This is a genomic window from Blautia sp. OM07-19 (assembly GCF_003481595.1).
GTDB lineage: Bacteria > Bacillota > Clostridia > Lachnospirales > Lachnospiraceae > Blautia_A > Blautia_A intestinihominis.
Map to the genome: position 1 here is coordinate 88,056 of NZ_QULA01000001.1, position 21,167 is coordinate 109,222.

Below are 21,167 nucleotides of genomic sequence, written 5' to 3' on the forward strand. Positions count from 1 at the left end.
AAGGAGTTAATTGTGAGAATCTGTCTCATATTGGAGGGGTGTTATCCCTACATATTTGGAGGTGTATCCACCTGGATGCACCAGTATATCAATGAAATGAAAGAGCATGAGTTTGTTCTGTGGGTGATTGGGGCAAATGCGAAGGATAAAGGGAAATTTGTCTACGAGCTTCCGAAAAATGTTGTAGAAGTTCACGAGGTCTTTCTGGATGACGCCTTGCGGCTGAAGGATTCAGGAAAAATGCTTCATGCCTTTACAGAGGAAGAGACGAACAGCCTGAAAGAGCTGATGCTGTGTAGACGCCCGAATTGGGAAATCTTGTTTCGGCTCTATCATGACCAGAAGCTGAATCCTATGTCTTTTTTAAGAAGTGAGGAATTCCTGAATATATTGACGGAGTGCTGTATAAAAGATTATCCATATACTCCGTTTGCGGATGCATTTCACACAATGCGTTCTATGCTGCTTCCGGTCTTTTATCTAATGGGAAGTGAAGTGCCCAAGGCAGATGTCTATCATGCAATCTGTACAGGATATGGCGGACTTCTTGCATGCCTGGGCGGGTATGTCTATAAGAAGAAAGTGCTGCTGACAGAGCATGGAATATACACAAGAGAGCGTGAAGAAGAGATCATTCGTGCAAAATGGGTACAGCCGGCATTTAAAAAGCAGTGGATTTCTTTCTTCTATATGCTGTCGGATATTATTTATACGAGAGCGTTTCTAGTCTCAGCATTATTTACCAATGCCATGCATGCACAGATCCAGATGGGATGTGACAAGGAGAAATGTCGTGTCGTTGAGAACGGAATCAACTATGAAAGGCTTTCCCCTATTCCATTGAAAGAGGAAGACGGATGGGTTGACATCGGTGCGATCGTGCGTCTGGCACCGATCAAGGATATCAAGACGATGATCTATGCGTTTTATGAGCTTTGCACGACAAGAGAACATGTGCGTCTCCACATTATGGGAGGCGTCGATGATGAGGAGTATGCGCAGGAGTGTTATGCGCTGGTCGATCAGCTTCATCTGGAAAATGTGATCTTTACAGGACGAGTGGATATCATCTCTTATATGGAGAAGCTGGATTTTACAATTTTGACGAGTATATCGGAAGGACAGCCGCTGTCTGTTTTAGAATCATTTGCTGCAAGGCGGCCTTGTGTGACTACAGATGTAGGATGCTGCAGGGAGCTTCTGAATGGTAACGAGGAGGATCGATACGGAACAGCAGGATATTGTGTTCCACCGATGTATCGAGAGGGGCTCGCGCAGGCAATGGATCAGATGTGCGCTTCCAGAACTCGGAGACTCCGCATGGGGGAGAATGCACAGAAACGAGTGAAAGCATATTATCGAAAAGAAGAAATGATTGAAAAGTACCGGAAGATGTATCAGGAGGTGGAAGAGGCAGATGGCCGGAATCGGATTTGAGTTAAAAAAATTATTCCAGAAGCGCGGACTTGCAGCGACGGCAAAAGCGTATGGGTATGCAGGAGTGATCTGTACAGGTCCGATGTTGCTCGGTATCGTGCTGTTGGTAGGAATCGCTTTTATCTGCGATTATACCGGTGCGACGAGACATAACCGGGAACTTCTGAACTGTATGATTACTTATACACTTCTCGCTTCGTTGACCGTGACCAGTTTCTTCTCTATGGTCGTGACGAGATATATTGCGGATATGCTGTATGAAGAACGCCACGAGGCGGTGCTTTCTTCTTTCTGGGGTTCAACAGCGATCCTGCTTTTAGTCGGCGGAATCATGTATGGGATTTTTCTTCTGTTTTCAGGAATCAATCTGATCGATCAGTTTTTGTGCCTGGAGTTTTTCGGAGAATTGATCGTCACCTGGAATGCGATGAGTTATCTGACAGCGATCAAGGATTACAAAGGGATTCTTATTTCATTTATTACAGCGGTAGCGGTATCATTGTTGGTCGGATTCCTATTGATCCTGATTGGGATTCCACATGTAGAGGCGTTGATGATCGCAGTTACGATCGGTTATGGAATTATGCTGCTTTGGGATGTGACGCTGTTGTACCGTTATTTTCCGCAGAGAGAGATCAGTGCATTTTTCTTTTTACGCTGGGTGGATCAGTTCCTTCCGCTTGCGTTTACAGGCTTGTTCACGAACATCGGACTATTTGCACATCTTGTTATCATGTGGTGCGGACCGATCCGTGTACATGTTCAGGGATTATTTTATGGTGCACCGTATCATGATGTACCTGCGATGATCGCCTATTTGACGATTCTTATTACAACCGTTAATTTCGTTGTATCTGTGGAAGTGAATTTCTATCCGAAATATCGGAATTATTATAGTTTGTTTAATGACAAGGGAGAAATCAAGGATATCCTGCAGGCGGGAAATGAGATGAGAAAGGTTTTAAACATGGAGCTGAAATATACGGCGTTAAAGCAGCTACTTACAACGGCACTGGCGATTTCGATCGGACAGCTGCTTCTGACATATCTTCCGCTTGGATTTAATGATCTTATGGAAGGATATTTCCGTACACTCTGTGTCGGCTATGGACTCTATGCAATTGCTAACACAATGATGTTGATCTTACTTTATTTTACAGATTACAAGGGAGCATTATTTGCAACAGGAATGTTCGCCGCGTGTACGACGACATTTACCTGTGTGTCTTTATTCTTCCCACAGGTGTATTATGGGTTTGGATTTTTACTGGGAAGTGCAGTGTTCTTTTTGATCTGTACACTGCGTCTTGGATATTTTATAAAAAAACTACCGTATTATATTTTGAGTGTACAGCCGATCGTAGCAGAGGATAAAACAGGTTTCTTCACACGGCTTGGATGCTTTTTGGAAGAGAAAATAGAGAGGGGAGATAAGCTTGAAAAAATATAAATTACTTGCGTTGGGATGTGCCCTTTTATTAGGAATGTCCTGTTGCCTGACGGGATGTACCACCCCGGAGAACACAGGGGATACTTCAAAGAAACAGACAGAACAACAGGAAGAGATAAAAAAGGCAGAGACACAGGATATCAACGACGTTCACCTCAGGGATAAGGATAGTCTCTATGAAAATGATGACGAGACGAGTGTTGTGACGATGTATCTCACCGTTTCCCGCGGAAATTCTTCAGAGGGAACGGATCACACCTGGAAGGAGATCAACAGTTATTCGGCCTATGATTATGACAAGATGGGAGTAGACCGTTACCAGACAGCGGCGCTTCTTCAGGTTGGTGATGAGTCAGGTCCGCAGAGAGGGGAGGTTGGATATGGTGAAAATGTGCCGAATGCTACTGTGCAGATCAGAGGACAGACATCAAGCCGTAATGCACAGAAAAACTACAAGATTGAGCTGAAGAAGAACAAAGGAACCTGGCGTGGACAGCGCACAATCAATCTGAATAAACATCAGACAGAGGGAATGCGTTTCCGTAATAAGCTGTCCTACGATCTTCTGAAAGGGATACCGCAGCTGATGTCTCTTAGAACTCAGTTCGTACATTTATATGTAAGAGATCTTACCGAGGGGGACAGCTCAGAATTCCAGGACTATGGATTGTACACACAGGTGGAACAGCTGAACAAGACAGGAATGAAGAACCATGGAATGGATTCGAAAGGACAGTTGTACAAAATTAATTCGTTTGAGTTTTTCCGCTATGAAGATGTAATAAAAAAAGAAGACGATCCGACCTATGACCAGAAAGCCTTTGAAAAGCTCCTGGAGATCAAAGGAAATTCAGATCATACGAAACTGATTCAAATGCTGACAGATCTGAATGATATTTCTCAACCGATTGCGGATATCCTGGATCAATATTTTGACAGAGAAAATCTGACGTACTGGATGGCGTATCAGATACTGACCGGAAATGTAGATACACAGAATCGTAATACATATTTATATAGTCCACAGAATTCGGACACATGGTATCTGATTGCGTGGGATAATGACGGCTCTTTCATGAGAACCGAATACAACATTCAGAATCGTTTCGATCAGGAAAGTTGGGAATGTGGAGTCAGCAATTACTGGGGAAATGTTCTTTTTCAAAGATGTCTGCAGTCCGAGGATTTCCGTGAGGAACTTGACGCGGCGATCCAGGATCTGAGATCCTATCTCAGTGTGGATCGGATCAGTAGTATGATAGAGGAATATCGTACAGTTACTCAGAAGTATTTAAATCAGATGCCGGACCAGATGTATGCACCGTTGACTGAAGCGAAGTATGAAACAATTGCATCGGCAATCCCTTCAGAGGTAGAACAAAATTATAAACTTTATAAGGAGAGCCTGGAAAAGCCAATGCCGTTTTATATCGGAAAACCGGTGATCGAGGGAAATATTTTGAAGTTCAACTGGGACGCATCGTATGACTTTGATGCAGAGACGATCACTTACACAGTTGAACTGGCAAAAGATTATAAGTTTAATGAGATTGTATTTCGTCAGGATAATATTCAAATTCCGGAAGCGGAGACTACAGTTCCGGCAGATGGTCAGTATTTTGTGCGTATCCGTGCGACAAATACATCTGGACAGACGCAGGATGCTTTTGATTATTATGTAACAGACGCTGGAAAGAATTATGGTATGAAATGTTTCTACATTACAGGCGGACAAAACGTTGAGGAAGATATTTATGAGGAATGATTTATCAAAAGAACGCTTCCGTAATGAATGGAAATATCTGATCAGTACCAGTGAGAAAGAATTGCTGGAGCTGAGGATGAAGCATTTGCTGAAAAAGGATCCAAATGCAAAGGGAAATGGTTATATGATCCGCAGCCTCTATTTTGAAGATTATTTCAACAGCGCTTATGCGGAAAAGGAATCTGGTGTCCTGATGCGAAAAAAATACAGGATCCGTATTTATGATTGTAGTGACCGTTCGATCAAGCTGGAGCGGAAGAAGAAATTCGGAAGTTATATTTATAAAGAAAGTGCTCCGCTGACAAAGGAAGAATTCTATAAGATCCTTGATGGAGATTATAAATTTTTGTTAAGCAGTCCGTATTCATTGTGCAGAGAATTTTATGTGGAATGTGTCAGCAATCTCATGCGTCCACGCACGATCGTTGACTATGACCGTGTACCGTGGATCATGGATGAGGGGACAGTCAGGATTACATTTGACAGTGATGTGAGGGCTGCGGTCGGAAGTTATGACATCTTTGATCCGTCCCTTCCGACACTTCCGGTGCTTGAACCGGGGAAACTGGTTATGGAAGTGAAATTCACAGAGATGCTTCCACAGATCGTGCGTGACTTGCTTCCACCAAATGCACAAGAATTCACAGCAGTATCAAAATATGTACTCTGTTATGAAAAATCGCAGTATTTGCATGGGTTTGAATATTGGAATGAAACACAGGAGAGAAAACTATTATGAGTATACAAGATATGATTAAGAAGTCGGTGCTGGAATCCGGCGTATTTGACAGCTTTAATGCACCGAAGATGGCAATTTCGCTGATCATTGCATTGCTTCTTGGAGCGGTGATCTATATGGTTTACAGCAAATTTTATGTAGGGGTAATCTTTTCCAGAAGCTTTGCGGTTACTTTGGTCGGAATGACGCTTCTTACCTGTATGGTTACTCTGGCGATCAGTACGAACATTGTGATCTCACTTGGTATGGTCGGAGCGTTGTCTATCGTTCGTTTCCGTACAGCGGTGAAAGATCCGATGGATCTGCTATATCTTTTCTGGGCGATCACTACAGGAATCACAACCGGAGCAGGAATGTATGTGCTGGCTCTGATCGCGGCAGTTGTAATGATCGCAATGATCTTTTTGTTCTATCATAAGCAGCAGAAGGGCAGGATCTATATCGCAGTGATTCATTATCAGGGAGATGAGGCAGGTGATGAAATTATCCGCAACTTTGGAAAAATGAAATATTTCATAAAGTCAAAGACGATGCGTGGGGAGAAAACAGAGATGGCAGTTGAGGTATTCTGTCGGCAGAATGATCTCGATTTCACAGAGAGGATCCGGAAGATCACAAATGTAGAAGATATTACATTGATCCAGTATAATGGAGAGTATCACGGATAAAATGAAAAGATTATAACTGGTTGATTTATGCGGTAATCACAAGCCGAATAGATTCTTTGAATCGAAGAAAAACGCTTAGTAAGAGCCTTGCTTCGGCAAGGCTCTTATTTTGTGGAAAAGGAGATGGTGTAAAGGTTCCACATCTTGCAGCCAGTGAAATTGTAATAAATAATTTTATGGTGAGTGGTTTGGCGAGCCGATCGATAACTGACAATGCAGGCTGGCATACGCAAAATACACAGATTTTCTATCCAGCAATATTGACGTATGAAAAACTTTATGGTATTTTGTTTTTGATAAAAATAGAAATTATTTAAAGGCAAACCTGCTGAAAGGCAGGGACGCAAAACCAGAAGGGGCTAAAGTCAAAAAGTTTGACCAGGTCAGCCGGTTGCCACTGTTTCCATATCATATATAGAAAAGATGTGAAAACGGAAGAGATTTCGATAACTTTTATACTATACGGATGTGTGATTTTGAAGAAATGTAGTAGGGACACTGGCATATTTTGGCATGTGTTCTTTTTTGTATGCCCAAATGGGTAAGAAAACTGGCAGGGACAGGTTCTCTGTATACAGATAAAAGCAGGATGAAGAAGGCATAAGACGGAGAGAGGATTTTTATAAAATGAAAAATTATGAAGACAAAATATATTCATTAGGTGAGAATGTAACGGGGCAGACACAGGCCATGTTACAGGCCGTACAGAAAACACTGGAAAATAATGGCGGGGTAGGTATAATGACAGGATCTTATGACCAAAACCTGTCTATTTTGTCTGTGAATAATCTGCTGTTGCATAGTACAGGATATACATTCGATACTTTCATGAAACAGACAAAAGGCTCATTGAAAAACTTCTTTTATAATGGGGAAGATATAATGAATCGAGACCGTTTTTCGCAGCTTCACGGAGCAGGGGAAGCACAGATCCTTACTGCGGACGGTACCGTGAATAATGTACGGCTTTATAAAGAGGATGCGACAGATGAAGCAGGCAGACAGATCTGGGTTATGTCCGTACAGGTCAACTGGGATCATGTAAATTTGGCACTGCTCAATGAGGCTATCTATTCCGGCTTCTGGTATTTTGACTGTGACGAAAACAGTGAGATTGTGAATGCAAACTGGAGTCATGAATTCCGAAAAATGCTTGGCTATCATGACACTCTGGACTTTCCGAATAAACTGGAATCCTGGTCAGACCTTCTGCATCCACAGGATAAAGAAAGAGTAATGGTGCAGCTTCAGGCGGCAATTAAGGATAAGACGAACCAGATAAAATACCAGGTAGAGTATCGTATGAGAATGAAGGATAATCAATACCAGTGGTTTCGGGCATCGGCAGAAGTGATACGCCGGCTGGATGGTTCTGCCAGCAGGATTGCCGGGATTTTTATTAATATTGATGCAGAGAAAAAAGAGGCCATGCAGGCACAAAAATCTGCTGCTTTCCACAGGGCTTTTACGAAAGCAGACCTGTGCGAGTATTATGTGAATCTGGAAGCGAATACTTTTGATACCTTTAAGGTTGAACCGTCCCTGATGACAGTCTTTGAACAGAGTCATACATGGGATGAACTGATCCGTCATTTTGTGGATTCCTATGTTGTGGAGACAGATAAGAAGGCGGTATCCGCTTTTTATGACCGTGGTTATGTTGCAGAAAAGCTGAAGGGTCTGGAAACAGAACTGGCTTTGGAGTGCCGCATCACTCTGAATGGTGAAGAACGATGGGTCCGTAATGTGATCATACGTGGAGAGATAGAGGATTCAGAATATGCCATGATTTTCCTGCGGGATATTACAGAGGCAAAGGTGGAGAGCGCACGGCATCTGCAGATGGCAGCGGACAATGCTTCCATGGAGCAGCTGATCCAGAGCATTGTGCGTCTGGTTGACCGTTTTGTTGTCTGTGATCTGGAAAATGACAGATATGAATTCTACAACCTGAATGGACAGATGATATATAAACCTTTGGGATTCTATCATGATTTTCAGATACAGGTTCTTGAAAAATATAAGACACTGGAACCATTGGAAACTATTGATGTTCTGACAGCCCCGGAAAATATCCGGAAAAATCTGAAAAGTGAAAATGATATTTATAAGTTTGAGTACTGCAGCCTGGATGAAAAGACTTATAAAATCGCTTCTTATATTCCTATGGAATGGGAGAATGGAAAACTGATAAAAGTATTGATGGCATCCATGGACGTGACACAGGAGAAGAAAGCAGAGATTGAATCCCGTCAAGCACTGAAAGAGGCTTACCGATCCGCAGAAAATGCAAATCGTGCGAAAACAGAATTCCTTTCCAATATGTCCCATGATATCCGGACGCCGATGAATGCCATTGTGGGTCTGACGGCAATCGCAGGAGCAAATATTGAGAGTCAGGACAGAGTCATTGAGTGTCTCAGCAAAATTACAAAATCAAGCCGTCATTTGCTGGGGCTGATTAATGAAGTGCTGGATATGGCACGTATTGAAAGTGGAAAAATGACGCTGGCACAGGAGGATTTCAATCTGCCAGATCTGGTGGATAATCTTATAACACTCACAAAACCGGTGATTGATGAACATAAACACAATTTAGATATACACATTAATCACATTGAACATGAGAGTGTCTGTGGTGATAGCCTGAGAATCCAGCAGGTATTTGTGAATCTGATGAGTAATGCGATCAAGTATACACCGGATGGTGGGAATATTACTTTTTCCATAGAGGAAAAGCCAAATGGATTTTCGGAACTTGGATGCTATGAATTTACGATTGAGGATAATGGAATCGGTATGTCACCGGAATTCCAGAAAATCATGTTTGATCCTTTCAGCCGCGCAGATGACCATCGGACAACCAGAGTTCAGGGAACAGGTCTTGGAATGGCAATCAGCAGAAATATTGTGAACCTGATGAATGGTAATATTAAAGTGGAAAGCACCTTACATAAGGGAACTAAAATTACAGTAACAATTTATCTGGAACTTCAGGAAAAAGAAAAAGAACAGGACAGAAATCTGATGAATCTGCCTGTTCTGGTTGTGGATGATGATAAGACATGTTGTGAAAGTACAGTTGCCACACTGAAAGAAATCGGTATTACAGGTGAATGGGTTCTTTCTGGCAGGAAAGCTGTTGAACGTTGTTATGCACGTCATGAGCTAAAAAATGATTATTTTGCTGTTATCCTGGACTGGAAGATGCCGGAAATGGATGGCATAGAGACAGCCAGACAGATCCGGAAACGGATAGGTAAAGAAATCACCATTATTGTACTGACATCTTATGAATTCAGCGAGATTGAAGAAGAAGCAAAGGCGGCGGGCATAGATGCTTTTATTGCAAAACCGCTGTTCCGTTCCCGGCTGACGGCTACACTGCGGCAGTTTACTTCAGGAAGAAAAGAAAAAACAGCGAGAAATTATTTGGAGAAGCTGTCAGAATCAGACTACACGGGAAAAAGGATTCTGCTGGTTGAGGATAATGAGTTGAACAGAGAAATTGCTGGTGAAATTTTGCAGATGACAGGGGCAGAAGTGGAAACAGCAGAAAATGGAAAAATCGCAGTTGAAAAAGTGGAAGCTTCTCCGGAAGGATTGTATGATCTTGTTTTTATGGATATCCAAATGCCTGTCATGAATGGTTATGAGGCAACTGCAGCAATCAGGAGCCTTCCGGGTGAAAAGGGAAAACTGCCTATTGTTGCCATGACTGCCAATGCTTTTGCAGAAGATGTACAGCTGGCCAAGAACACAGGCATGAATGGACATATCGCGAAACCATTGGATATGAATAAGCTGAATGATGTTCTGGAAAACTGGCTGTAATTCATTTCCAGGTGTATATAGGAAAGAAAAGAGGCAGACGTACAGTCTGCCTCGTAGTTAATTAATTTCAGCCATAATCTCTACTGAATGAATAGCATGTTTGATTATGGACAATACATTGTGGCAATTGTCATTATCAGCGAGTGAATTCCGGAGTAAATCTTTTGTTTCTACATACGGGTTGGATTTCAGACAGAATAACACAATCGACCGCGGATTAAAGTATGTCGGGATCAATGCCGGAAATATGGATGTGACTGTCGTGTATTCCACAGACGGGCTGAATAAGCGGTTTGGACTGGTGACTCTGGAGGATGATCTGCACTTCTTCCCGGAATACAATGGTGTATATCTGCTCCGTGCAGACCTTTATGAAGATTTTCCGAAACTGGAAGAACATATATATGCGTTAAATTTTTATCCAAAGTCGTGGCGGGTATATGAGATGCGAAGATACCTGCCGCGACTTTATAACTAAGAGCATTCCTGATCAAATTCTATAACAAATGATATCATATGCTTCAGTTGTGCTAAACATCTGGTTATTAGTAATAAATTTTTATATTTCCCACAACAAATAAACAGATTTCCAATTGCTTCAAAAAATGATATACTCTTATTGATAATACTGTTTATGCAGTTCGATGTATTAAACAGTTAGGTAACTATTCAGAAAGCAGTATCCCGCGAGGCATTTTGACTCGTGACTGTGAGGGTGCTGAACAGTTACGAAATAGAATGGAACAGGAAAGGGAAGGTTATGGGGACACATTCATCAGGATATTACAGTATTGACGGGGATTACAATATTATTGGGTTTAACGAGACAGCGAAGGAAATCTATCCGAGCCTTCAGATGGGAATGAAATGTTACAAAGCACTGATGGGACTGGATGCACCATGTCCGCCGTGTCCGGTGGTCAATGGAATCTGTGGTCCAAAGACGTATCTGGATCCCATTCGTCATATTTACGAGACTGTGGATGCGGTGGATACCATCCTTCCGGACGGCAGCAGAGGGCATGCACTGGTTTTCAGTACCGTTGCAGAGGGAGAGAGACTGTCAAGTGCGATTCCTACAGGAGAGAAATCTCTACGTCTTCTGGGGGCAGTCAATCGGCTTGCTTCGGACTATGTGGCAGTTTATTCTGTCAACCGTCAGCAGAAAACAATTTCTGTTTACCGCTCTGAATTTACAAATGATCCGGACAACAGTATTGTGAAAGATAATGCGGATTATGATACAGTGAGGGAATATCTTACCCGCTATATCCATCCGGATGACCGCAGCTACGTCCTGAAAAAAATGGAACTGGATTATCTGGAACAGAAACTTACAAATTCATCGAGCTTCAGGGTGCATTTCAGGAGTGCAGGAGAAGAGACGCATTATTATTATCTTCTGGTTACCAGAAACGGTGAAACGGAGGATGAGCAGGATTTTGTAATCGCTGCCGCATGCGAGGATAATGATGTAAATGCACGCAAAATATATGAAAATCAACTGAATTCCCTGATTGGTTCCATTTCTCATGCTGCGGGATATTTTCATCTGGATATCACGGATGATAAGATACTCAAAACCGGTGGAACATCTGCGATCGTGGATACACTGAAGTCGGATTGTACGATTGATGCGTTTGTCCGGGATACGGCACAGTATATTCCGAAGGAGCAGGACAGACAGGATTTCATTGATGCTTTCTGTCGAAACTCCATGCTTGAGAACTACAATGCGGGACAGGTGGAGATAACGAGAATTTCGAGATGCTATTATGATGACAATATTGCACGTATTTCAAAGTACGTGGTACGGCTTTTGATAAATCCGTCGAATAATCATCTGGAGGGACTTTTGTATGGAGTGGATATTACCCGGTCACAGGAGCAATATGAGACGCAGGTCAGTATTGTCCGTACACTCAGCAGTAATTACAGGGATGTATATCTTCTGAATCTCCGAGAAAAAACGCTCTCGATCATCAAAGAGGAAGAGGGAAATGAAGATGGACTGAAGAAGAAAGAGGACGGCAGCTATTCTTATAAGAAGTTTCTTGCAAAATACATTGAAGAGCGGGTGCATCCGGATGACCGCGATATGCTGCATGAAGTACTGAGGCTTCGCAATGTGCGTAAGAGGATCAGGAAAAAAGAAGAGTACAAGGGCAACTACCGGGTAAAAAACGGAGATGAGATTCATTATTATCAGTTCCGCGTTATCAGAAACGAGGATTCAGGGATCATTGTGCTGGGATTCCTGAATGTAGATGATGTTGTGGAGGCTGAAATCCGACAGCAGAAGCTTCTGAAAGAAGCACTGGATACTGCAGAGCGTGCCAGTGAAGCCAAGACAAATTTCCTCAGGAGAATGAGTCATGATATCCGCACACCGATCAATGGAATCTGCGGGATGCTCGAGGTCGCGGATTATTACCATAATGATATAAATAAACTGGCAGAATGCAGAGAAAAGATCAGGGATGCCTCTCACCTTCTGCTGGAGCTGATCAATGAGGTTCTTGATATGGGAAAACTGGAATCCGGTGAGATTATGCTGGAGGAGGTTCCATTTAACCTTCATGATATAGCACAAAGCGTTCTTGAAGTAATCGAAAAAATGGCGGAGGAACGAAAAATAGAAATCACCCAGGACAACATTGGAGTTGCCCACTGGAATCTGATCGGCAGTCCGGTTTATGTAAAACGTATCATGATGAATTTTATAAGTAACGCAGTCAAGTATAATAAGGAGCATGGCAAGATTATGCTGAGATGCAGAGAGATTTCTACAGAGGGTGATACTGCAGTGTTCGAATTTACCTGCAGAGATACGGGAATTGGCATGAGCCGGGAATTCCAGGAACATCTTTTTGAACCGTTCACGCAGGAGAGGGTCGGCGGTTACAGCAAATATGGCAGTACGGGACTTGGAATGTCGATTACGATGGCGCTTGTAAAAAGAATGGGCGGAGATATTACTTTTGAGAGTGAGAAGGACAAGGGGACTACATTTGTGATCACGATACCGTTCAAAATTGATGCGGAAAAAAGAGAGGCAGAACAGAAAGCAAAGAAATCTGTATGTTCCATTGCCGGGATGAATATCCTTCTGGTTGAGGACAATGAACTGAATATGGAAATCGTGGAATTTATCACACAGAATGCGGGGGCGGTTGTGACAAAGGCATGGAATGGCCGGGAAGCCCTTGAAATTTTTGAAAAATCTGCGGAAGGCTGCTTCGATGCGATCCTGATGGATGTCATGATGCCGGAGATGGATGGTTATGAAGCAACCGAAAGAATCCGCAGATTGAACAGAAAAGATGCCAGAACAATTCCCATCATTGCAATGACTGCAAATGCTTTTACGGAAGATAAAATAAGGTCAAAAGAAGCTGGGATGAACGAACACATTGCGAAGCCGCTGAATACGGAACTTGTACTTCGGGCAGTGGCAAAACTGGTTCAGCCACAGATGGTGGACTGATCAGAATCGTTTCACAAGGACTGTTCTGGAGTGTTTTCGCAGCAGGCGGTTATAGGCTGAATATTTTGCTTTTGGAACGCGGACGGTCATCTTTTTTACACCCTGATCGATTTTAGAGGAAACGGTGGTAAGGCGGGTGCTTTTGATTGTGATGACGCATTTTGCTTTTACATTCCGGAATGCCTGGGAACCGATGCGTGTCAGTCCGGTACCGATCGTGACGGCTTTCAGATTTTTGCAGTTATAGAAAGCCTGGCTTCCGATCGTTGTGACATTATTTCCGATCACGACACTGGTAAGGTTTTTCTTTCCGGTAAAAGCTTTGGTCCATACAGAAATTACTTTGTAGGTAACGCCTGTGCATTTGATGGTAAGAGGAATGACTACTCTGTTCAGGCGGCTGTTGGAAGTTCCGTAACAGGTGACGGTCTGCCTGCCGGTTACACGGTAGATCAGAGAAGAAGCTGTATAACTCAGGCTCCATTGTGCGTACAAAGTGATGTTCTGTTTGATCTTAAAGGTCTGTCCCGGTAAGTAACGTGTACCTTTTCCATCGGCTCTGGTATTCCAGCCGGTGAAGAAACGGGAAGTGCAGTAAGGTGCTTTCTGAACTTTGACATTTCGTCCGGAAGTGTATTTGGTCTTATCATAAGGAAGACTTCCTACACTGAGCCGGGTATTTTTGACATATTTTACCTGGTAGGTACGCGGTTTCGGAGTGGCGGTCGGTTTCGGAGTGGCGGTCGGTTTTGGAGTAGCAGTCGGAGTTACAGTAACGGTTGGTGTCGGAGAAACAGTCGGAACTGGAGTTGCAGTAACAGTAGGCATCGGAGAAACAGTCGGAGTCACCGTAACGGTCAGCGTTGGCGTAACCGTAGGAACCTTTGTTACGCTAATCTGAAAACCTGCGCTGTCAATAATTTCTTGAACTCGCATAGAAAGAATGATAATATAAAATCAAAGCATATTTCTTAAACTTTCAGGGCATTTTGCCGTCTATTTATTTTTTCTAAAAACATTTCAGAAATCCATGCTTTTAAATTCCGATCAAAATAAAAGCAGGAGTTTGAAGTGATAAGAAACAGTACATTTTTTGACTCCTGCAAAAAACAGGAGGTATATCTATGACAAGAAGAAAGAATCGAAAAATTGCTGTAAAGAAGAATTGTAATGTAAGAAAAAATCTGACAGCAAACAGAAAGTATAAGGATACTGTATTTCGAATGCTGTTTTCTGACAGAAAGAATTTATTGTCACTTTATAATGCTGTAAATGGAAGTGCGTATGAAGATGAAGCGGCGCTGGAAATTGTAACATTGGAAAACGCTATCTACATGGGAATGAAAAATGACTTGGCATTTATTGTAGATACAGGACTGTTTTTGTATGAACATCAGTCAACCTATACTCCTAATATGCCGTTGAGAGATTTGTTTTACATATCAGCAGAATACCAAAAGTTTGTAAACCACAGATCATTGTATTCTTCAGTGATTCAGAAAATTCCTGCACCGAATTTTATTGTATTTTATAATGGGACAGAAAAGAAGGAAGACAGTTGGATAAATTATCTTTCAGAAGCATATCAAAACCTGTCGGGTGAGCCGAACCTGGAATTGAAAGTACTCACACTGAATATTAATGAAGGTCACAATGGTGAGCTTATGGAGCAGTGCCAGATTTTGAGAGAATATGCACAATATGTGGCAAAGGTGAGGGAGTACGCTCGAGAGACTGAATTAGATGTTGCAGTGGAACAGGCAGTGAATGACTGTATTCAGAATAATATTCTTACAGAATTTCTTCGGAAAAACAAGTCGGAGGTAATAGCAATGAGTATATTCGAATATGACAAGGAAGAGGAAGAAAAGAAACTTCGCAAAGCAGAATTTGAGGCCGGCAGGGAAGCTGGAAAAAAAGAAATTATACAGTATATGTACAGTACGGGTAAATATACGCTTGATGAGATTGCGGAAATTCTGGGATTATCAATTGGTGAAGTTAGAAGAAACCACTAGGGACGGAGTTTTCCGACTCGTTTGGTGTTACAGTGTTTTTTGAATCAATGTGAGTTATAATGCACTTCCCACGGTGGTAATATGGAAAAATATTTTAAAATACCTTGAATCAGAAGAGAAAGAATGCTACCATAAACCCAAAGTATATTTCTTTTTATTCCAGGCATCTATGCCGTCTATTTGTTTTTTTCTAAAATCATTTCAGAAATTCATGCTTTTAAACCCAACAAAAATCAAAAGCAGGAGTTTGACCTGGTGGCAGAAACAACATACTACATTTTTGGACTCCTGCAAAAACAGGAGGTACTATTATATTCTTCAACCTTACAGAAGATACCACCCCCCCAATTTTTTTGTATTCTATAATGGGACAGAACGACCAGAAGACAGGTGGGAGGATTTGCTGTTAGATGCATATGAGAACCTGACGGAGACACCAAATCTGGAATTAAAAGTACTCACTTTAAATATCAATGAAGGGCACAACGAGGAACTGATGGAACAATGCCTGATACTAAAGGAGTATGCACAGTATGTGGCAAAAGTACGAAATTACACAAAAGAAATGAAGTTGGATGTAGCCGTGGAACGTGCTGTAAACGAATGCATCCATGAGGGAATTCTTGTCGAATTTCTAAGGAAAAATCGAGCGGAGGTTATTGCTATGAGCATATTTGAATATGACAAGGAAGAGGAAGAAAAGAAACTTCGCAAAGCAGAATTTGAATCTGGAGTAGAAGCTGGATTTAAAACTGGAATTGAAACAGGAATAAAGTCAATGCTGGATTTAGGAAAATACTCTATGGAAGAGATTGCAGAAGTATTTCATGTTTCTGTAGATAAAGTAAAAGCTGTCAGGAACATGCTAATCTAATCAGGCAATCATAGGGGAGGGAGTTTTTGATGTATCCATAAGTGACACTAATTGAACCGGAAAACTCCGTCCCCCCCAGTGATTTGTGAAAGGAGCAATTTATGCCAAGACAAGCCAGAAAAAAGAGTGCTCTCAATATTAACCATATCATTTTGAGAGGTGTTAATCAGCAGATTATTTTCGAAGACGAATATGATTATCAGCAATTTATCAGCATTTTGCGTTATTATAAAGACATTTGTAATTTCAGAGTATATGCCTATTGTCTTATGAATAATCATATACATCTATTGATTGGGCATACAAGTACAGAGCCCGGCATGATAATGCAGAAAATAGAAGTAAAATTTGTCAGATGGTACAACCAGAGGTATCAACGCATAGGAAATCTGTTTCAGGATCGATATAAAAGTGAACCGGTAAATGACCTGGGACACCTCAAAACGATATTTCGATATATTCATCAAAACCCACTTCACGCAGGATTGGAAACGATACCAGGTACATATTTCTGGAGTAGTTACCATGCGTATGCGGATTTGGAGGCTTCTTTTATAGATATCGACAAAATTCTTAGTTTGTTTCAAAGTCATGTGGAATGCATGAACTATCTCAATAGTAATTCAGACGAAAAATGCATGGAGCATCATTCTTCTGTACATCTTTCTGATGTGGATGCTCTCAGGATAATTCAGGCAAAAACATCTTGCAATTCCCCCTCGGACTTTCAGCGTCTTGACCTTTTTACAAGAAATCAATACCTGCAGTTATTAAAACATTCCGGTATTTCTGTCCGCCAGCTTAGCAGACTTACCGGAATTTTGTTATATTATAACGATTTAGCAACGAAGCTATCTGGAAGGCGTGGGATTCGAAAGGAGAATATTATGTATAAGTTTGTAACAGACAAAGTCTATCTGAAAGAATCCTATCGTATCTGTGCCGGCATGGTCAATCAACTGGTGCAAAATCTTAAAGGCCGTGGGATACAGGCACGGATGGCTGTGGCGGGCAGTAAAAAAAGAGGGCTTGTAACACAGAATGAACGAGAAGCGATAGATTATGACTTTAATTTGTGGATTGAAGAGGCGCAAAATATTGATATATGGAATGATCCAAGGCAATTAAAAACTACAATCATAGAATCCTTCAATGAAATATTGGTCAGGAATGACTGGAAAACATGCGATGATTCCACATCAGTTATTACGACAAAAAAAGTACAGTTGGAGAAGGGAAATAAGACGCCATTTCGCATTGATCTTTGTATTGTAAGAGAAGATGATTGTGGGAATTGGTATCGATTGATCCATAAGAAAACAGGAAACACAAGATCAGATCAGTACTGTTGGGAACAGGGAATATCAATAAAAGATCTGAATTCCAAGGAAAAATTTCTGAAGCCTGCCCATTGGATGAAGGTTAGGGAAACTTATCTGGTCAAAAAAAACATGCATCTTTCCAGACAGGATACGGACAGGCATTCATCCTATAATTGCTATATCGAGGCAATAAATGAAGTGTATGCGAAGGTGCATGCTGGAAATAAATGAACCGATAGGGAACTCTTTACAAATCATCATCTGACTGTGAATCTGTCGATATCCTAAACCAGAAACCACTGGGACATCAAACGAGCCGAAAACACCGTCCCCAGAATCCCATTGAACCGAGTTCTGCAATATGCTATTCTTACAGTAAGAAAGAGGAGAGATGTCGTTGTGTGTGATGCATTAAGAGAGTTATTCAAAGATGAACTGGAAGAGAAATATGAGAGTGGCGTTCACGAGGGAATGCAATAAAGTTTTCTATCAAAAGTCGTGGCAGGCGGAAGTGCAGGCCGCGACTTTTGATGTTGGTCAAAAAAATCACAATACAGCCACACAATGTCGAAAAAAATATGTTATAATTCATGATAAAAAGAGTTTTTATTGAAATTGAAATTCTGCTATGATACCATAAAACAGAGTATACATTACATAAGAAGAAATTTTGATGATAAATATGGAGGTGTACCGATGGCAGATGGAAATAAAACAGATCAGATTCCAGATGAACTGGAGAATCTGTCGCCGGAAGAACTGCAGGAACGCATACAGGAAGAAAAGAAAAACGCGAAGCGTAGCCTCAGATTTGCATTTACAGCACTGCTTGCAATTGTCGCAGTCTGTATTGCCTGGTTTGTGGCAAATAACCGTGTTACCATGACAGGGACGCAGATTTCTGCGGAGAACACAGTACCGTTTGAACTGGCAAGTATAGGATCAAGGCAGAAGGTCGAAATAGATAAATTGAAGGAAAATAATAAAAATATTCTTTCAGCGGGAACATCAAGTCAAAAGTACGAAAAATATATAGATATATATACGGGAACTGAAGAAACATTAGAAAAAGATCTGAATGGAAATAATCCGGAATTTCATGTAGGTACAAGTGGTCTGGCATGGTATCTTAACGGGCAGGAAAGTCTGGTACCAGGAGCAGGCGGGAAACTGGAATTTTATCTGATACCGAAGAAAAGCGGACTTACATCGGCTGCAGTTAAGTTAAATCTGAAAGGCTATACAGAAGATAACAGCGGAAAAGCAATAGAGTTAGATAATGACAAAATCCAGCGTCTTCTTAATGGACATATCCTCTTTTTTAGACATTTGGATAATGAAAAAGGCTATTATGGCTGGATTGGGGATGAGGAGGAATTAAAATTGAATGCTCCGGGTTCAGAAACAGATAACTCCGCAACATTTACAAAGGACATGCCATATAAGGTGACTTTATACTGGAAATGGCCTCAGTATTTCCGTAATTATATTTATACGGACAGAAGTACACAGGGCGATCTGTTTACGAATGTAGTAGAGCAGAGCGAATATTCAAACCTGAATGATTTTATAAATAAGCAGAAGAATGTAAACAGCAGTAAACTTTTTTACGATGTAGCAGCAACAGATGATACACGAATTACCGCTGATATAAACAACCAAATGAATGATGATACATTAAATACTTGCAGTAACTATTATAATCAGGCAGATGAGTATATTGGCAAAAATGCAAGATATGTCTATGTGCAGATTCAGGTGGATCCGGCAGACTAGCAGATCAGAACAGTCAGATACAGGGAATGAATAAATGAGTGAAGAAATAGAAATGCAGGATAAACAAACGAAAAAAACAGTGAACAGAAAAAAATTATACTATTCGATCGCAGCACTTGTGGTTGTTGCAGTATTGCTTGTGGGATTTTCATTTGCATGGTTTTTTAATAAGACAGATATGGCAACGCTGATGCCAATAAAAGAACCATCAAACATAACAATCCTGGGACCGAATGGCTCAGAACTGACATCGTTGGATCTGAATTATACAGCTGCAGACAAAAATGGCAATACCGTGACGGTGCGGAGAGTAATCTGTGTGCAGAGTGCAGCAGATAAATTTAAGCTGGAAATTGCACATACAACGAACCTTAAAGGTCTGACATTTAAGCTGTATCCGGTTTCTTCGAATGGAACCGACAGTGTAACCGACAGTGGATATACGTACAGTTACAACGCTGCAAATCCAATCGAGGGCACGTATATAAACCTTGACCATGAAAAGGATTATAAATATGCCAATACATCTAAACATAATAACAATTACGGAGATTACCAGAGTGTCCAGAAGCATGCAGAACCCTTGTACTGGCTGACCAGTCAGCCCCTGAATGCGGATAAAAGCACAGTGGAGAATCAGGTGATGATTGATGGTGTTCAGAATCACCGTACCTATTATGTTTGCGAGGTAACTTGGACAGAAACAACAAAAGAAACAGATATTTTCTATATTCTGGCACAAACTGCATAAATAAAGCAGGGTAAGAGGTTAGAGAATGAGATTTACAGACAGACCAAAATGGAAAAGAACAGTGCTGGCAGTTATTTGCCTGATCGGTTTGCTTGCAGTTGCAGGAGGCAGTTTTGCAGCATACACCAGTCAGGCTTTTCAGCGTGGTGTGGCACGAAACAGAGATAATGAAACGGTACGTTTTACTTCAAATTATCTGCAGAGTTGTGCTTCTAATGCTGCAGAGAGTTCATATGCGACAAGAATTGTTTCATTTGGGGAAGACAACAAAAACTCAGAGCGATTAGACGTTGAGCTGGATATATATAATTATGTGTATAACTACACAGATGGAAATACAAACCTGATAAGTCAGAGAGATATTACGTATGATCTGACCATTTCATTCAGCGGCGGTGGAGAAAATGGATATAGTATAAGCACGGATGCGGGAACCGTTAGTGGCAGTGGAACAAAATTTCAGGTAAAAGATCTGACTCTGACGGGCCGTACAGCCAGATCTCATAAGTTTAATATACACTTCCCAGTCAGTGATCTGGATCAGGTGAAAATTACAGTGACTGCGGTTCCACGCAATCTGTCTGTAACGAATGGGCAGAAACTGGCAGCAGTGATTTCACCGTGCGTTGGAACGGCAACGGCTACATTCAGTTCAGAGGGGAAATTTGTTTACGATACAAACGCAAATCCGACTGACTATGATGGATTTAATTATGAAATTTCTATTTCAAGTGGTGAGGCAACTGCGGTACTTGAGTGGAATCCTGATGTTTTGGAAATAGATCAGTTTTTCCTGAGTACTAATAATTTAACGCCCTCATCAGGTATAACTCATTCTGAGTGGAAACAGATTACAATGAAGATGGATCAGACAAAAGGAGAAGGTGATTATCTGATTTCATTTTACAAAAATACATCTACCATTCCGGCTACCTGGAGTGGAATGAACAGCAATATCAGTTTTACTGCAACACAGATAACGCAGTAACACAAAATCAGATTTGATGACAGATATCTGACGGAAGATCAGATAGCAGATCTTAATT

The 21,167-nt window shown here is 41.4% G+C and carries 16 protein-coding genes and 1 riboswitch; of the genes, 15 read left to right on the plus strand and 1 reads right to left on the minus strand.

Going from position 1 to position 21,167, the window contains the following annotated elements:
- The first annotated feature begins 12 nt into the window (after positions 1-12).
- From pelF to DXC01_RS20455, 9 genes are all read left to right on the plus strand, one after another.
- Positions 13-1,437, plus strand: coding sequence for a GT4 family glycosyltransferase PelF (gene pelF / locus DXC01_RS00380; RefSeq protein ID WP_118697985.1), 1,425 nt, complete (start codon positions 13-15; stop codon positions 1,435-1,437).
- On the plus strand, positions 1,418-2,887 hold the full coding sequence (pelG, locus tag DXC01_RS00385; protein WP_118697986.1) for an exopolysaccharide Pel transporter PelG: 1,470 nt from the start codon (positions 1,418-1,420) through the stop codon (positions 2,885-2,887). The genes pelF and pelG overlap by 20 nt, the downstream gene beginning before the upstream one ends.
- Entirely contained in the window at positions 2,874-4,652 is a 1,779-nt protein-coding gene (locus tag DXC01_RS00390) for a CotH kinase family protein (protein WP_243111518.1), read from the plus strand. Before pelG ends, DXC01_RS00390 begins: the two co-directional genes overlap by 14 nt.
- Positions 4,642-5,391 (plus strand): polyphosphate polymerase domain-containing protein, encoded by a 750-nt coding sequence (locus DXC01_RS00395; protein ID WP_118697987.1) that lies wholly within the window; start codon positions 4,642-4,644, stop codon positions 5,389-5,391. The genes DXC01_RS00390 and DXC01_RS00395 overlap by 11 nt, the downstream gene beginning before the upstream one ends.
- A complete protein-coding gene (locus tag DXC01_RS00400; protein ID WP_118252001.1) occupies positions 5,388-6,059 on the plus strand; it encodes a DUF4956 domain-containing protein in 672 nt (223 codons plus the stop codon). The genes DXC01_RS00395 and DXC01_RS00400 overlap by 4 nt, the downstream gene beginning before the upstream one ends.
- Before the next feature lie 56 nt (positions 6,060-6,115).
- Positions 6,116-6,376, plus strand: coding sequence for a hypothetical protein (locus tag DXC01_RS00405; RefSeq protein ID WP_147399620.1), 261 nt, complete (start codon positions 6,116-6,118; stop codon positions 6,374-6,376).
- Positions 6,368-6,458, plus strand: a riboswitch (cyclic di-GMP riboswitch). (Overlaps the previous gene by 9 nt.)
- Before the next feature lie 228 nt (positions 6,459-6,686).
- Positions 6,687-9,893 (plus strand): hybrid sensor histidine kinase/response regulator, encoded by a 3,207-nt coding sequence (locus tag DXC01_RS00410; RefSeq protein WP_118697989.1) that lies wholly within the window; start codon positions 6,687-6,689, stop codon positions 9,891-9,893.
- Positions 9,894-9,999: 106 nt separating this feature from the next.
- Positions 10,000-10,371, plus strand: a complete 372-nt coding sequence (locus DXC01_RS00415; protein WP_118697990.1) for a glycine betaine ABC transporter substrate-binding protein — start codon at positions 10,000-10,002, stop codon at positions 10,369-10,371.
- 282 nt (positions 10,372-10,653) lie between these two features.
- On the plus strand, positions 10,654-13,380 hold the full coding sequence (locus DXC01_RS20455) for a hybrid sensor histidine kinase/response regulator (RefSeq protein WP_243111519.1): 2,727 nt from the start codon (positions 10,654-10,656) through the stop codon (positions 13,378-13,380).
- Here DXC01_RS20455 and DXC01_RS00425 read toward each other — a convergent pair whose 3' ends face one another.
- The gene (locus DXC01_RS00425) at positions 13,381-14,316 is read right to left on the minus strand and encodes a leucine-rich repeat protein (protein ID WP_118697991.1); all 936 of its coding nucleotides are present in this window, start codon (positions 14,314-14,316) and stop codon (positions 13,381-13,383) included.
- Positions 14,317-14,504: 188 nt separating this feature from the next.
- On the opposite strand from DXC01_RS00425, the gene DXC01_RS00430 reads away from it, so the two are divergent.
- The 6 genes from DXC01_RS00430 (at position 14,505) to DXC01_RS00460 (ending at position 21,109) form a co-directional block, all read left to right on the plus strand.
- On the plus strand, positions 14,505-15,398 hold the full coding sequence (locus DXC01_RS00430; protein ID WP_118251997.1) for a hypothetical protein: 894 nt from the start codon (positions 14,505-14,507) through the stop codon (positions 15,396-15,398).
- 49 nt (positions 15,399-15,447) lie between these two features.
- A complete protein-coding gene (locus tag DXC01_RS00435; RefSeq protein WP_330427613.1) occupies positions 15,448-16,272 on the plus strand; it encodes a hypothetical protein in 825 nt (274 codons plus the stop codon).
- 101 nt (positions 16,273-16,373) lie between these two features.
- On the plus strand, positions 16,374-17,825 hold the full coding sequence (locus tag DXC01_RS00440) for a transposase (protein WP_118251995.1): 1,452 nt from the start codon (positions 16,374-16,376) through the stop codon (positions 17,823-17,825).
- Between the two features lie 465 nt (positions 17,826-18,290).
- Entirely contained in the window at positions 18,291-19,370 is a 1,080-nt protein-coding gene (locus DXC01_RS00450) for a hypothetical protein (protein ID WP_147399621.1), read from the plus strand.
- A 34-nt stretch (positions 19,371-19,404) separates the two neighbouring features.
- Positions 19,405-20,121 carry a hypothetical protein gene (locus DXC01_RS00455; RefSeq protein WP_118697993.1) on the plus strand — a complete coding sequence of 239 codons (717 nt, stop codon included), beginning with the start codon at positions 19,405-19,407 and terminating at the stop codon, positions 20,119-20,121.
- Positions 20,122-20,146: 25 nt separating this feature from the next.
- Positions 20,147-21,109: a hypothetical protein gene (locus tag DXC01_RS00460; protein ID WP_118697994.1), complete on the plus strand. Its 963-nt coding sequence runs from the start codon at positions 20,147-20,149 to the stop codon at positions 21,107-21,109.
- Positions 21,110-21,167 lie beyond the last annotated feature (58 nt).

Excerpts from the sequence above, each read along its gene's own strand:
- pelG (WP_118697986.1), top strand. The coding sequence starts at position 1,418 with ATGGCCGGAATCGGATTTGAGTTAAAAAAATTATTCCAGAAGCGCGGA.
- DXC01_RS00395 (WP_118697987.1), top strand. The coding sequence starts at position 4,642 with ATGAGGAATGATTTATCAAAAGAACGCTTCCGTAATGAATGGAAATAT.
- DXC01_RS00400 (WP_118252001.1), top strand. The coding sequence starts at position 5,388 with ATGAGTATACAAGATATGATTAAGAAGTCGGTGCTGGAATCCGGCGTA.
- DXC01_RS00410 (WP_118697989.1), top strand. The coding sequence starts at position 6,687 with ATGAAAAATTATGAAGACAAAATATATTCATTAGGTGAGAATGTAACG.
- DXC01_RS00415 (WP_118697990.1), top strand. The coding sequence starts at position 10,000 with ATGGACAATACATTGTGGCAATTGTCATTATCAGCGAGTGAATTCCGG.
- DXC01_RS20455 (WP_243111519.1), top strand. The coding sequence starts at position 10,654 with ATGGGGACACATTCATCAGGATATTACAGTATTGACGGGGATTACAAT.
- DXC01_RS00425 (WP_118697991.1), bottom strand. The coding sequence starts at position 14,316 with ATGCGAGTTCAAGAAATTATTGACAGCGCAGGTTTTCAGATTAGCGTA.
- DXC01_RS00430 (WP_118251997.1), top strand. The coding sequence starts at position 14,505 with ATGACAAGAAGAAAGAATCGAAAAATTGCTGTAAAGAAGAATTGTAAT.
- DXC01_RS00440 (WP_118251995.1), top strand. The coding sequence starts at position 16,374 with ATGCCAAGACAAGCCAGAAAAAAGAGTGCTCTCAATATTAACCATATC.
- DXC01_RS00450 (WP_147399621.1), top strand. The coding sequence starts at position 18,291 with ATGGCAGATGGAAATAAAACAGATCAGATTCCAGATGAACTGGAGAAT.
- DXC01_RS00455 (WP_118697993.1), top strand. The coding sequence starts at position 19,405 with ATGAGTGAAGAAATAGAAATGCAGGATAAACAAACGAAAAAAACAGTG.
- DXC01_RS00460 (WP_118697994.1), top strand. The coding sequence starts at position 20,147 with ATGAGATTTACAGACAGACCAAAATGGAAAAGAACAGTGCTGGCAGTT.